At 45.1% G+C, this 14,434-nt stretch carries 6 protein-coding genes; 1 reads left to right on the top strand and 5 read right to left on the bottom strand.

The genetic code is table 11. From position 1 onward, the window contains the following. Nucleotides 1-46 precede the first annotated feature (46 nt). Nucleotides 47-1,333, bottom strand: a complete 1,287-nt coding sequence (locus A4G20_00140) for a phosphoribosylamine--glycine ligase (GenBank protein QIW14899.1) — start codon at nucleotides 1,331-1,333, stop codon at nucleotides 47-49. A gap of 140 nt (nucleotides 1,334-1,473) precedes the next feature. Between A4G20_00140 and A4G20_00135 the strand changes: the two genes are divergently transcribed. Continuing rightward, on the top strand, nucleotides 1,474-2,163 hold the full coding sequence (locus A4G20_00135) for a hypothetical protein (protein QIW14898.1): 690 nt from the start codon (nucleotides 1,474-1,476) through the stop codon (nucleotides 2,161-2,163). Nucleotides 2,164-2,237: 74 nt separating this feature from the next. Here the strand turns inward: A4G20_00135 and A4G20_00130 are convergent, their stop codons facing one another. The 4 genes from A4G20_00130 to A4G20_00115 form a co-directional block, all read right to left on the bottom strand. Then, nucleotides 2,238-3,686 (bottom strand): PTS glucose transporter subunit IIBC, encoded by a 1,449-nt coding sequence (locus A4G20_00130; GenBank protein QIW14897.1) that lies wholly within the window; start codon nucleotides 3,684-3,686, stop codon nucleotides 2,238-2,240. Between the two features lie 182 nt (nucleotides 3,687-3,868). Beyond that, the gene (locus A4G20_00125; protein QIW14896.1) at nucleotides 3,869-4,972 is read right to left on the bottom strand and encodes an adenosylhomocysteinase; all 1,104 of its coding nucleotides are present in this window, start codon (nucleotides 4,970-4,972) and stop codon (nucleotides 3,869-3,871) included. 176 nt (nucleotides 4,973-5,148) lie between these two features. Further along, on the bottom strand, nucleotides 5,149-12,969 hold the full coding sequence (locus A4G20_00120; protein QIW14895.1) for a hypothetical protein: 7,821 nt from the start codon (nucleotides 12,967-12,969) through the stop codon (nucleotides 5,149-5,151). A gap of 812 nt (nucleotides 12,970-13,781) precedes the next feature. After that, nucleotides 13,782-14,282: a hypothetical protein gene (locus A4G20_00115; GenBank protein ID QIW14894.1), complete on the bottom strand. Its 501-nt coding sequence runs from the start codon at nucleotides 14,280-14,282 to the stop codon at nucleotides 13,782-13,784. Between the last annotated feature and the right edge of the window lie 152 nt (nucleotides 14,283-14,434).

Raw genomic sequence — 14,434 nt, 5'->3', positions numbered from 1 at the left:
GACGCTGGCGCCATCAATGCCCACGCTAGGATAATGCAAACAAGAACTAAGCCTGCTGTTCTCTCGCCACCGCTCGATAACCAATATCACGGCGGTAGAAACGCCCCTGCCAGTGGATTTGCTCAGCCAGTCTGAGGGCAGCCTGTTGGGCGTCTGATACATTCTTACCCAAGGCAGTGGCACACAGCACACGGCCGCCGTTGGTCACCAGTTTGCCCTCTTTCTGCTCGACACCCGCTAAGAAGACCTTTTGGCCATCGGTGGCTTGCAAGGTGCCGCTGATTTCATCCTCCTTGCGGTAGTCGCCTGGGTAGCCTTCTGCGGCCAAGACGATGCCTAGGGCAGCTTCTTCACACCATTGGGATTGAACGGTATCGAGTTTTTCATCGCAAGCCGCCAAGCACAGCGCCACCAAGTCAGACTGCAAACGCATCATAATGGGCTGGGTTTCAGGGTCGCCAAAGCGGCAGTTAAATTCGATCACTTTAGGCTGACCATTTGGCATAATCATCAGGCCGGCATAGAGGAAGCCCGTATAAGGGTTGCCCTCTTGGGCCATGCCCTCAACCGTTGGATAGATGATTTCTTGCATAACCCGTTGGTGAATGTCGGCCGTGACCACAGGCGCAGGCGAATAAGCCCCCATGCCGCCTGTATTCAGCCCCTTATCGCCCTCGCCCACTCGTTTGTGGTCTTGGCTGGTGGCCATAGGCTCAACGTGTTTGCCGTCCACCATCACGATAAAGCTGGCTTCTTCACCGTCTAAAAATTCCTCAATTACCACCCGGCTGCCGGCCTGGCCAAAGGCATTGCCTGATAGCATATCTTTCACGGCTTCTTCAGCTTCTTGCAGGGTCGTGGCTACAATCACTCCCTTGCCAGCGGCCAAACCGTCGGCCTTAATCACAATCGGTGCGCCTTTTTCACGCAGATAGGCCAGGGCTGGCTCGATTTCGGTAAAGTTTTGGTATTCAGCGGTTGGGATCTGGTGGCGGGCCAAGAAATCCTTGGTAAAGACTTTAGAGCCCTCAAGCTGGGCAGCAGCCTGGGTTGGACCAAAGATCTTTAAGCCTTGAGCACGGAAGGCATCCACCACGCCTGCAACCAAAGGTGCTTCAGGCCCTACAATGGTTAGGCCGACTTGGTTGTTTTGGGCAAATTCCACTAATTTAGGCAGATCGGTGCCTGAAATGGCCACATTTTCAATGCCTTCTTCAAGCGCTGTGCCCGCATTACCTGGGGCAACAAAGACCTTTTCAACCAAAGCTGATTGGCGAACCTTCCAAGCCAGGGCGTGTTCACGGCCGCCATTGCCGATAATTAAAACATTCATAAACGTCCTTAAATCTTTAAAAGCAAACGATTGCGCTATTTTAGCGAAAATTTCAAATTCCGCCTATAAAAAAGATTAGTTGGTGCAAAAAAAGGGAAAATTGGCTAAAATAGAGCCGATTTATCTTCAATGGAGTTTTTATGAAATTATTAAATCTTGCCACTGCCCTTGCCCTATCAGGCTTTATCGCTGCTGCACCGAGTTATGCCAATACGGCCAAGGAACCGACCAAACAGGCTCAAAAACAGAAGCAAACCCAAAAACAAACCCAGAAACAGGCCCCTAAAAAAATGCAAAAATCCCCACAAAAACCTGCTCAAAAAACTACACAGGCCCAAAAGCCAAAAACCACGGCTAAACCCGCAGCCAAGCCTGCCAAAAAACAAGCTGCCAAGCCGGCCGCCAAACCTGTAGCCAAAGCCGCAGCAGCGGGAGCAGGCCTAGCCGCAGTTGCAGCGACTGCAAGCCAGTTGCAAGAAAACTTAAGCGTAAAATACCTAGGCCAAGGGGTAAAAGCGGTTGAAGATCAGGCTGTGATTTTCTCCAATTATGAAGTGAAAAACCTGTCAGACAAAGATTTGCAAACCATGGAATGGGAAGTGATTTATATGGTTAATGGCCAGGATGCCCACACCAAGCCCATCAAATTAAATGTACAAGCCCCTTTCTTCAAACCCGGCAACCAATTCAATATTGAGGTTCAACTGGGCTTAAATGAGCTTTCTGAAGAAAACAGACAGCTATTCCTCAGTGAAAACTCCAATATTACCTCCCGTATTCAAACCAAGGCCTTGACCTTTAGCGACCAAAGCAAACTGACCCTCAAATAAGATTTCAAGAAAATCGTTTGTTTTAACCGCTTGTAAGCAAAAAAAGTCCCTCAATTGAGGGACTTTTTGTTTGGCTAGAGCGCCTTAATGGAGTCAGCAATTCTTTCTGCCTCTGGGCCGAAGATAACCTGAACGCCGTCGCTGCCCAGTCTTACCACGCCTCTTGAGCCAAGAGCGGATAAGGCAGCTTCATCGATCAGCTTGGTATCTACCACCGTTAAACGTAGGCGGGTAATACAGGCATCAATGGTTTTGAGGTTGGCCTTGCCGCCCAGTGCCTTGAGGATTTCTGGGGCATTTTGGCTAGGCTTGAGGTTGGATACCGCACTTTCTTGATTGTCGTCTTCACGGCCAAGGGTTTTGAGGTTGAACATTTTAATCACCGCACGGAAGACCACATAGTAAATCACACCGAAAACCAGGCCTTGCACAATCAGCATATACCATTGATTGGCCAGCGGGTTTTGGGTGGAAAGCACCAAGTCCACCAGGCCTGCACTAAAGCCGAAGCCTGCAATCCACTGCATCGAAGCCGCAATGAAGACAGAAAGACCTGTCAGTAAGGCATGCACCACATAAAGCACAGGGGCCACGAACATAAAGGCGAACTCAAGTGGCTCGGTCACGCCCGTAAAGAAAGAGGCCAGAGCAGCCGCAAACATAATGGAACCAACCATGGCTTTTTTCGCTGGCTTGGCAGAATGATACATGGCCAAGGCAGCCGCTGGCAGGCCGAACATCATAACTGGAAAGAAGCCTGCCTGGTACATACCAGTTACCCCAAGCACAGCCTTGCCTTCTTGTAAGGATTTATAGCCGCCAAGGAAGTTAGGAATATCGTTAATGCCGGCCACATCAAACCAGAAAACAGAGTTGAGGGCGTGGTGGAGGCCTACAGGAATAAGCAGGCGGTTAAAGAAAGCGTAAATGCCTGCCCCAACAGAACCCATGTCCTTAATGCTTTCCCCAAAGCTGACCAGGCCGCTGAAAATCACAGGCCAAACATAAAGCAGGATAAAGGCAAGGACGATAGAAACAAGGGAAACCACAATCGGCACCAGGCGTTTGCCGCTAAAGAAGGCCAGGGCTTTTGGCAGTTCGGTTTGGTGGAAGCGGTTGTAAAGCTCACCTGACACAATCCCGATGAGGATACCAATAAATTGGTTTTGGATTTTGGAGAAGGCGGCTGGCACCTGATCGGCCGGCAGGTGTTGGAGTTGGGCGACAGCACCGGGTGAAAGCAAGGTGGTGATCACAAACCAGCCCACCAAGCCTGACAGGGCGGCAGAACCGTGTTTATCTTTAGAAATCCCAAAGGCCACACCCACGGCAAAGAGGAAGCCCATATTGTCAATAATGGCCCCACCTGATTTAATCAGCAAGGCAGCTAACTGGCTATTGCCACCCCAGCCGTCAGGGTCGATCCAATAACCTACCCCCATTAAAATGGCGGCTGCGGGAAGGGCAGCCACTGGCACCATCAGGGCCTGCCCGACTTTTTGAAAGTAACTTAGTACACTCATTTTGTTGCTCCTTTGTTAATAAATTGTTCTTATACTACCTATGATACAAGATTTTGAAAAAAAATTTATGATCCGTGTCACAGTTTTGAAAATTCACTCCAAAATTTACATATAAAAAAGCCAAGTTCTGTAAACTTGGCTACAATTTGCAAAAAATCAGCAAAAATAGACCGCTTGTTGGCCTATAAAACCCTATCCCAAACCGCCTGCGGCAGAAGATAAACCGCCCTTTCGGCCCCTTCCCCTGCCCCAACGATATGGCCAATGCCGCTGGCCATAACCGCCAAGGTCACATCAAAGGCATTGAGGCTGTCGCCATAGCCTGCGGTTAAGTTAAACATAGAGCCGTTGGCCAAGAGGTAGATGGTCTTGCCGGCCAGATCATAGGCATTCACATAAGGCATGGGTTCGGTGCTTGGGTGCTGCATAAGGAAGGCCAGATCAATTTCCTCGGCAACGTGGCCGACATTGAGGATAAAGAGGCCTGATTTAGCTTGAGCCAAGAGGTCAGCCGACACCACATTCTTGGCTCCTGTGGCAGTGGCAATCACATCCGCTTGGGCTATGGCTTCTGCCAAAGGCAGGACCTGCCAGCCGTCATACTTGGCCTGAAGGGCACGGCCCTTGTCGATTTCTGCCACAATCACCTGCCCGCCATAGGCCTTGGCCGCATGAGCCACGCCTTGGCCGACCAAGCCATAGCCAATCACCACCACGGTTTTTTCGTGCAGGGTTAGATGGGTAGTTTGAAAGAAGGTATGCCAGGCCGTTAAGCCTACCATGTGGCGGTTGTGCAAGCCTTCTTTCACAGGCAGATCGTCCCAGTTAAAAATGGGGTACTGGGGCTGCAAACCATTAAGGCGGCTGATGCCGGAACCTGTGGCCTCTAGGCCTGCCTTCACTTGGGTTTGGAGCTTCTGTTCATGAATAAGCGCGGTTAAGTCTGCCCCCATTTCACACAGGTGGGTCGGCCCCCAGGCGATGGCCTCAGCAAAACTTTGCTGCCAATCGGCATGGCTCATATTCCGCCAGGCCTTGGCCTCCGCCCCGTGTTCAACTAGGTAGCTGACCACATCATCCTGCACGGTGGTTGGGTTGCAGGTGGTAAGGAAAACCTTGGCACCTCGATCCAGCAAGCCCTTTACAATGGGCGTCATTTTAAGATCAAGGTGCATATTGCAGGCCAGGCGAACATGGGACAGATCAGGCAAGGCCTCAACCGCCTTGCAGGTGCGGGGCATATGTAAGGTAGCCCATTCGAGTTCAGCGAGAAAGTTTTGGTACATGGTTACTCCTAATCAAATAATGATTTACAGCAAAATTATATCGTCTCTTCAACAAAATCGGTAGATAACCCTCTTAAGATAAAAAATAAGCGCTCCTTGTTGTTAGATCAAATATCTAAACTTAGGAACGCTTAGCCTTATTTATAACGAGATAAAGAAAGGGAACTTAAAAAGTATTACCACTCAAAGTTTACGCCCATATTATAGGACACTCCATTACCACTGACAGCAAGTCCAGCTTTAGTTGCAGTATTTGGTGAAAGCCGATAGCCTGCACCGACTGCAACAGCCGTTTTACCATTATGGCCACCTACTGCCGCAGTCATATTTACCTTGCCTACGGTGTACGGTTGGAACAAGCCTGATAAAGCAGACTGAGCAGCCAGACCATTTTCAAGTTTCTTATTGAGCTTGGTCACCCGTTGATCCACTGCATCAATACGCTGGCTATTCTTCGCAATCGCTTGGGCATTTTGCTGGATCTTAGCACTATTAGCCGCAATATTAGCTTGGTTTACCTGAACCTGCTGATTGGTTTGCACGATGCTTTGTGTATTGGCTGCAATTTGCTCTCTGTTTTCCGCAATCTGCACACGATTTTCTGCAATGTTTTGAGCATGAGTTTCAGAGCTTGCTCTAAGTTGCGAAATTTGTTGTGTATTTCCTGCAATACTCTGTTTATTCACACTGATCGCACTAGCATTTTCTTGAATAGCTTCACTATTTTGTGCAGTTTCATCCTTGGTACTAAAGAGAGCATTCGCTACACTATTATCAAGCTTATTAGCCAAGGCAGCATTCACTTCTGATTTATCTGCCTTAATCTCAACAGCACTAGATAAGGTAAAGAGATCAGCCTGAGAAGCCTTAGTGTCTAACATTGATGATAAATCTGCTACTGATTTTTCATCCGCCTTACCATCTACGATAAGAGAGAGTGCACTAAGATCATCTTGTGAAGCTTTAGTCGCTACATCCGATTTCACTGTGTCTAAAGCAGTTTTGTCGGCCTTACTATCTAAGGCAGTTTTATCAGCTTTCGTATCAACAGTGCCTTTTAAGGCATCTAAGTCTGACTGAGCCGCCTTAGTGTCCACCACACCTTGCAGAGATTTTATATCATTTGCAACAGCTGCTACTTCTTGCTTATCTGCCTTGGTATTAACCACGCCTGATAAAGCTTCAAGAGCTAACTTATCTGCCTTGCCATCTAAAGCAGACTTATCCGCCTTGGTATCCACCACATCTTTCAGAGCGTTTACATCTGTTTGGTTAGCCTTGCCGGCAAGATCTGCCTTAACGGTATCTAACTCGGCTTGGTTGGCTTTACGGCCTAAAGCGGTGTTGAGCTTATTCACATTTTCGGTCATGGCGTCGCCTAAGCTATCGACCAGTTCAACACTGGCTTTTTTAGCTAAAGCTGCATCAACCGCTGCTTGATCAGCTTTGGTATCCACCACACCTGATAAGGCTTCAAGCGCTGACTTATCTGCCTTGCCATCTAAAGCAGCCTTATCTGCTTTAGCTTCTAACGCAGATTTATCTGCCTTGGTATCCACCACATCTTTCAGGGCGTTTACATCTGTTTGGTTAGCCTTGCCAGCAAGATCTGCCTTAACGGTATCTAACTCAGCTTGGTTGGCTTTACGGCCTAACGCAGTGTTGAGCTTATTCACATTTTCAGTCATAGCGTCGCCTAAGCTATCGACTAGATCAACGCTTGCTTTTTTAGCTAGGGCTACATCAACCGCTGTTTGATCAGCCTTGGTACCAACCACACCTGATAAGGCTTCAAGCACTGACTTATCTGCCTTGCCATCTAAAGCAGACTTATCTGCTTTGGCTTCTAACGCAGATTTATCCGCCTTGGTATCAACTACACCTGATAAGGCTTCAAGCACTGACTTATCTGCCTTGCCATCTAAAGCAGACTTATCCGCCTTGGTATCCACCACATCTTTCAGAGCGTTTACATCTGTTTGGTTAGCCTTGCCGGCAAGATCTGCCTTAACGGTATCTAACTCGGCTTGGTTGGCTTTACGGCCTAAAGCGGTGTTGAGCTTATTCACATTTTCGGTCATGGCGTCGCCTAAGCTATCGACCAGTTCAACACTGGCTTTTTTAGCTAAAGCTGCATCAACCGCTGCTTGATCAGCTTTGGTATCCACCACACCTGATAAGGCTTCAAGCACTGACTTATCTGCCTTGCCATCTAAAGCAGACTTATCTGCTTTGGCTTCTAACGCAGATTTATCCGCCTTGGTATCCACCACATCTTTCAGAGCGTTTACATCTGTTTGGTTAGCCTTGCCGGCAAGATCTGCCTTAACGGTATCTAACTCGGCTTGGTTGGCTTTACGGCCTAACGCAGTGTTGAGCTTATTCACATTTTCAGTCATGGCATCGCCTAAGCTATCGACCAGTTCAATACTGGCTTTTTTAGCTAGGGCTGCATCAACCGCTGCTTGATCAGCCTTGGTATCCACCACACCTGATAAGGCTTCAAACACTGACTTATCTGCCTTGCCATCTAAAGCAGCCTTATCTGCTTTGGCTTCTAACGCAGCTTTATCCGCCTTGGTATCCACCACATCTTTCAGAGCGTTTACATCTGTTTGGTTGGCCTTGCCGGCAAGATCTGCCTTAACGGTATCTAACTCAGCTTGGTTGGCTTTACGGCCTAAAGCAGTGTTGAGCTTATTCACATTTTCAGTCATGGCATCACCTAAGCTATCGACTAGCTCAATGCTGGCTTTTTTAGCTAGAGCTGCATCAACCGCTGTTTGATCAGCCTTGCCTGATACATCTGTACTTAAGGCTGCAAGATCTTTGCCCAAGCCTACAACGGATTCAGCATTTACTGCTGCTAGATTGGCAATATCTGTCACGGCTTGCTTATCTGCCTTGGTATTAACCACGTCTGATAAAGCTTCAAAAGCTAACTTATCTGCCTTACCATCTAAAGCAGCCTTATCTGCTTTGGCTTCTAACGCAGATTTATCCGCCTTGGTATCCACCACATCTTTCAGGGCGTTTACATCTGTTTGGTTGGCCTTGCCGGCAAGATCTGCCTTAACGGTATCTAACTCGGCTTGGTTGGCTTTACGGCCTAAAGCAGTGTTGAGCTTATTCACATTTTCAGTCATGGCGTCGCCTAAGCTATCGACCAGTTCAATACTGGCTTTTTTAGCTAGGGCTGCATCAACCGCTGCTTGATCAGCCTTGGTATCAACCACACCTGATAAGGCTTCAAGCACTGACTTATCTGCCTTGCCATCTAAAGCAGCCTTATCTGCTTTAGATTCTAACGCAGATTTATCTGCCTTGGAATCAACCACATCTTTCAGGGCGTTTACATCTGTTTGGTTGGCCTTGCCGGCAAGATCTGCCTTAACGGTATCTAACTCGGCTTGGTTGGCTTTACGGCCTAACGCAGTGTTGAGCTTATTCACATTTTCAGTCATGGCGTCGCCTAAGCTATCGACCAGTTCAATACTGGCTTTTTTAGCTAGGGCTGCATCAACCGCTGTTTGATCAGCCTTACTATCTAAAGCCACCTTGTCTGCTTTGGCTTCTAACGCAGCTTTATCCGCCTTGGTATCCACCACATCTTTCAGAGCGTTTACATCTGTTTGGTTGGCCTTGCCAGCAAGATCTGCCTTAACGGTATCTAACTCAGCTTGGTTGGCTTTACGGCCTAAAGCGGTGTTGAGCTTATTCACATTTTCAGTCATGGCGTCGCCTAAGCTATCGACTAGATCAACGCTTGCTTTTTTAGCTAGGGCTGCATCAACCGCTGCTTGATCAGCCTTACTATCTAAAGCCACCTTGTCTGCTTTGGCTTCTAACGCAGCTTTATCTGCCTTGGTATCCACCACATCTTTCAGAGCGTTTACATCTGTTTGGTTGGCCTTGCCGGCAAGATCTGCCTTAACGGTATCTAACTCAGCTTGGTTGGCTTTACGGCCTAAAGCAGTGTTGAGCTTATTCACATTTTCAGTCATAGCATCGCCTAAGCTATCGACTAGATCAACGCTTGCTTTTTTAGCTAGAGCTGCATCAACCGCTGCTTGATCAGCCTTACCTGATACTTCTGTATTTAAAGCTGCAAGATCTTTACCCAAGCCCACAACAGATTCAGCATTCGCTACCGCTACATTTGCAATAGCTGCTACTTCTTGCTTATCTGCTTTGCTATCTAAAGCAGTTTTATCTGCCTTCGCATCAACAATCCCTTTTAAAACATCTAAGTCTGATTGAGCGGCCTTAGTCGCCAGATCTGATTTCACTGTCTCTAAAGCTGTTTTGTCGGCCTTACCTTCTAAAGCAGCTTTATCAGCCTTCGTATCAACCTTATCTTTTAAGGCCTCTAAATCTGATTCATTAGCCTTGCGACCCAATGCATTGTTGATGTTTGCTACACTTCTCGTCACAGACTCACCTAATGCTTCCACTAATGATGCATCTGCCTTACCAGCCAGATCATTACCTAAGCTAACCACTGACGCTGCATTCGCTGCCGCTACATTTGCAATAGCTGCTACTTCTTGCTTATCTGCTTTGCTATCTAAAGCAGTTTTATCTGCTTTCGTATCAACCGTCCCTTTTAAAGCATCTAAGTCTGATTGAGCGGCCTTAGTCGCTACATCTGATTTCACTGTCTCTAAAGCCGTTTTGTCGGCCTTACCTTCTAAAGCAGCTTTATCAGCTTTCGTGTCAACCTTATCTTTTAAGGCCTCTAAATCTGATTCATTAGCCTTGCGACCCAATGCATTGTTGATATTTGCTACACTTCTCGTAACAGACTCACTTAATGTTTCCACTAATGATGCATCTGCCTTACCAGCCAGATCATTACCTAAGCTAACCACTGATGCTGCATTCGCTGCCGCTATATTTGCAACAGCTGCCACTTCTTGCTTATCTGCCTTGGTTTCCAAAGCTGTTTTATCTGCTTTGGTATCAACAGTCCCTTTTAAAGCATCTAAATCTGACTTAGCGGCCTTAGTCGCTACATCTGATTTCACTGTCTCTAAAGCTGTTTTGTCAGCCTTACCTTCTAAAGCAGCTTTATCAGCTTTCGTATCTACCTTATCTTTTAAGGCCTCTAAATCTGACTCATTAGCCTTGCGACCCAATGCATTGTTGATGTTTGCTACACTTCTCGTAACAGACTCACTTAATGTTTCCACTAATGATATATCTGCTTTAGACTCTAACGCTGTTTTATCGGCCTTACTCTCTAAAGCAACTTTATCAGCCTTCGTATCAACAGTGCCTTTTAAAGCATCTAAATCTGATTTAGCTGCCTTAGTCTCGACATCTGACTTCACTGCCTCTAAAGCCGTTTTGTCTGCCTTGCCAGCTAACTCATTACCTAGACCAACCACTAATGCGCTATTAGCCACCACATCACGCTCAAGCGCTGTAACAGCTTGTTTATCTGCCTTCGCATCAACAGTCCCTTTTAAAGCATCTAGGTCTGATTGAGCGGCCTTAGTCGCCAGATCTGATTTCACTGTCTCTAAAGCTGTTTTGTCAGCCTTACCTTCTAAAGCAGCTTTATCAGCCTTCGTATCTACCTTATCTTTTAAGGCCTCTAAATCTGATTCATTAGCCTTGCGACCCAATGCATTGCTGATGTTTGCTACACTTCTCGTAACAGACTCACTTAATGTTTCCACTAATGATATATCTGCTTTAGACTCTAACGCTGTTTTATCGGCCTTACTCTCTAAAGCAACTTTATCAGCCTTCGTATCAACAGTGCCTTTTAAAGCATCTAAATCTGATTTAGTTGCCTTAGTCTCGACATCTGACTTCACTGTCTCTAAAGCCGTTTTGTCTGCCTTGCCAGCTAACTCATTACCTAGACCAACTACTAATGCGCTATTAGCTACCACATCACGCTCAAGCGCTGTAACAGCTTGTTTATCTGCCTTCGCATCAACAGTCCCTTTTAAAGCATCTAGGTCTGATTGAGCGGCCTTAGTCGCTACATCTGATTTCACTGTCTCTAAAGCTGTTTTGTCAGCCTTACCTTCTAAAGCAGCTTTATCAGCCTTCGTATCTACCTTATCTTTTAAGGCCTCTAAATCTGATTCATTAGCCTTGCGACCCAATGCATTGCTGATGTTTGCTACACTTCTCGTAACAGACTCACTTAATGTTTTCACTAATGATATATCTGCTTTAGACTCTAAAGCTGTTTTATCGGCCTTACTCTCTAAAGCAACTTTATCAGCCTTCGTATCAACAGTGCCTTTTAAAGCATCTAAATCTGATTTAGTTGCCTTAGTCTCGACATCTGACTTCACTGTCTCTAAAGCCGTTTTGTCTGCCTTGCCAGCTAACTCATTACCTAGACCAACTACTAATGCGCTATTAGCTACCACATCACGCTCAAGCGCTGTAACAGCTTGTTTATCTGCCTTAGCGTCTAAAGCCGTTTTATCTGCCTTGGTTTCCAAAGCTGACTTATCTGCCTTGGTATCAACAAGACCTTTTAAGGTATTTACCTCTGATTGAGCTGCCTTAGTTGCAACATCTGCCTTCACAGTGTCTAACTCTGATTGATTAGCCTTACGATCCAAGGCCCCGTTGATCTTGTCTACATTTTTTGTCAGTGCATCTCCTAAGACGCCCATTTCGGCTCTATCTACCTTAGCATTTAGGGCTTGAGCAAGCTCTTCTTTACTAGCCTTGCCAGCTAACTCATTACCTAGACCAACCACTAATGCGCTATTAGCCACCACATCACGCTCAAGCGCTGTAACAGCTTGTTTATCTGCCTTAGCGTCTAAAGCCGTTTTATCTGCTTTGGTATCAACAGTCCCTTTTAAAGCATCTAAATCTGACTTAGCGGCCTTAGTCGCTACATCTGATTTCACTGTCTCTAAAGCTGTTTTGTCAGCCTTACCTTCTAAAGCAGCTTTATCAGCTTTCGTATCTACCTTATCTTTTAAGGCCTCTAAATCTGATTCATTAGCCTTGCGACCCAATGCATTGCTGATGTTTGCTACACTTCTCGTAACAGACTCACTTAATGTTTTCACTAATGATATATCTGCTTTAGACTCTAAAGCTGTTTTATCGGCCTTACTCTCTAAAGCAACTTTATCAGCCTTCGTATCAACAGTGCCTTTTAAAGCATCTAAATCTGATTTAGCTGCCTTAGTCTCGATATCTGACTTCACTGTCTCTAAAGCCGTTTTATCTGCCTTGGTTTCCAAAGCTGACTTATCTGCCTTGGTATCAACAAGACCTTTTAAGGTATTTACCTCTGATTGAGCTGCCTTAGTCTCGACATCAGACTTCACTGTCTCTAAAGCAACTTTATCAGCCTTCATATCAACCTTATCTTTTAAGGTCTCTAAAGCTGACTTATCCGCCTTATTTGCTAAATCCGTTAGGTTGGCTTTTTTCACTAATTCGTCATTAACATAAGATTGTTCAGCTTTATTTCTTAAATCTACAACATTCGCTTTTTCATTTAATTTCGCTGTAACATCATCTTTTAAACCATTGATAACACCAATATTTTGAGTGGCAACTGATTGAGCAAGCTCTGCAATATTTCTTACCTCTTCAAGTTTAGCCTTATCAGCCTTATCACTAAGAGCGCTATCTACAGCTGCTTTATTTGATGTCACAGTGCTTGATAAATCAGCAACTGTTTTTTGGTCTGCCTTATTTTTAAGCGCATTATCTACTGCAACTTTATTATTATTAACCGTTGTAGCTAATTTATCTACATCTGCTTTATTTGCTTTACGACCTATTTGTTTAGCGTGATTTTCAACATTTCTTGTTAGTGAATCAACGAGAGTCTTATCCGCTTTAGTATCTAAATCAATCACATTGGCCTTTTCAGCCAATTGTCTCGCAAGCTCATCCTCACTCACTTTTGTCTCAAGATTTTTTTCTAATTGACTAATAGCAGATTTATCTGCCTTAGATAAGGCTAGATTTTCAATTTTACGATATGCATCTTCCAATGTTTGCTTAGGTGCATTGCTACTATCAAAATCCTGACTATCTGCAACAACGTTATGATTTGATGAGCTTTGTGAAGAAAGATCTTCTATAGGATTCGGTTTTGATGGGGTATTAGAGAGAGGTGGAATAACTAGGTTTCCTGTTGGGTCAAGCGTAACTAGAGGCTTTGAACCACTTACATCAACCTTGCTTGGGTCATCAAGTTCCAACTCCAATGAGTGAGCAGGTTGAGCGATTAAAAAATTTCCAGAAGTAATTAAGCCTAATAATACTGCTGCGGCTGTTGTTGTAGTCTTATTCATAAAATAGCCTTATATAATGTATGTAAACAAAAAGAAACTTGACACAAATTGAATTATATTACAATTCTAGTGTAAAGCAATGTAACAATTGTTTACTTTTTATTCTTGTGTTGTAGAAATTTGATATTCTTCACATTTTTATTGACTGTATAATGATCGTTAAATGCACTTGATGTGACCTTTTTGGTTAAGATATAAGCAAGGTAAGAATAACAATCCGCCCATAAAACGGGCGGTTTTTAGGCTACCCTATGAATATGATCTTTCATTGCATGAGCTTCTATGATTTCCACATTCTTGTAGTTACATAACTGCCTTCATATTCCCCTATATTCTGAATTTTGGTTATCAGCCTTGTTGATTATATAGCGCGGATTTTTTCTGTTCATCGCTTAAGCTCTTTGGGCCCATACGCAAAGCGTATGGTTTTATATAGTCAGACTGTGTCTGACTATATAATAAAAAAACAGGGCAACCAAGGCCCTGTTTTTTTGTCTTGAATAAGCTAATTATTCAGCACGAACGTGTACACGACGGTTAGGTTTCAAGCAGTCTTTAAGAGCTTGACCTGTTACGCCATTACAAGCCTTAACTTGGTTAGCCTTACCACGGCCTTTAGCAGTGATGTTGGCTTTCACACCTTGTTGTTGGAGGTAGGCTTTCACCGTGTTAGCACGGGCTTGAGAAAGTTTTAAGTTGTATTGGGCAGAACCTAAACGGTCTGTATAACCTGTTACGGTTACACGGCTTGCACCAGCAGCCTTGATTTCTTTAGCCATGTTGCTGACAACGCTCTTACCTTTCGCAGTGAGGTTGCTCTTGTCGAAATCGAACAAGAAGTCACCGCTTAAGGTGTATTCTTTAACTGGTTGAGCAGGGGCTTTTTGTACCACAGGCGGTTGTGGTTGCACTTCTGGGCGAGCATCTACGTTGTGGCTTGATGCGTTTAAGCAGCCTGTTAATAATACTGCGGCAAGAGAAAGGCCAGCAATTTTAGTTAAGTGTTTCATAAAAAATCCTTCAATAGGTGTATAAGTGTTAAAAAACCGTGCAATTTTAAAAGGTTCTGAAGATAAATACAACAATTTGATTGTCTTTATGTGAAGATAGCTTTCTCAAGCCCTTTTGCTATAATGGCAGCACTTTTGATTTGTAGGGATAT

The organism is Pasteurellaceae bacterium RH1A (genome assembly GCA_012221805.1).
GTDB lineage: Bacteria > Pseudomonadota > Gammaproteobacteria > Enterobacterales > Pasteurellaceae > RH1A.
The sequence above is the reverse complement of the archived record's forward strand: the minus strand, read 5'-3'. Positions and strand labels throughout refer to the sequence as shown.

What these genes read in the sequence shown, in the direction of transcription:
- A4G20_00125 (QIW14896.1), bottom strand. Translation starts at nt 4,972, where the DNA reads ATGTACCAAAACTTTCTCGCTGAACTCGAATGGGCTACCTTACATATG.
- A4G20_00115 (QIW14894.1), bottom strand. Translation starts at nt 14,282, where the DNA reads ATGAAACACTTAACTAAAATTGCTGGCCTTTCTCTTGCCGCAGTATTA.
- A4G20_00130 (QIW14897.1), bottom strand. Translation starts at nt 3,686, where the DNA reads ATGAGTGTACTAAGTTACTTTCAAAAAGTCGGGCAGGCCCTGATGGTG.
- A4G20_00140 (QIW14899.1), bottom strand. Translation starts at nt 1,333, where the DNA reads ATGAATGTTTTAATTATCGGCAATGGCGGCCGTGAACACGCCCTGGCT.
- A4G20_00135 (QIW14898.1), top strand. Translation starts at nt 1,474, where the DNA reads ATGAAATTATTAAATCTTGCCACTGCCCTTGCCCTATCAGGCTTTATC.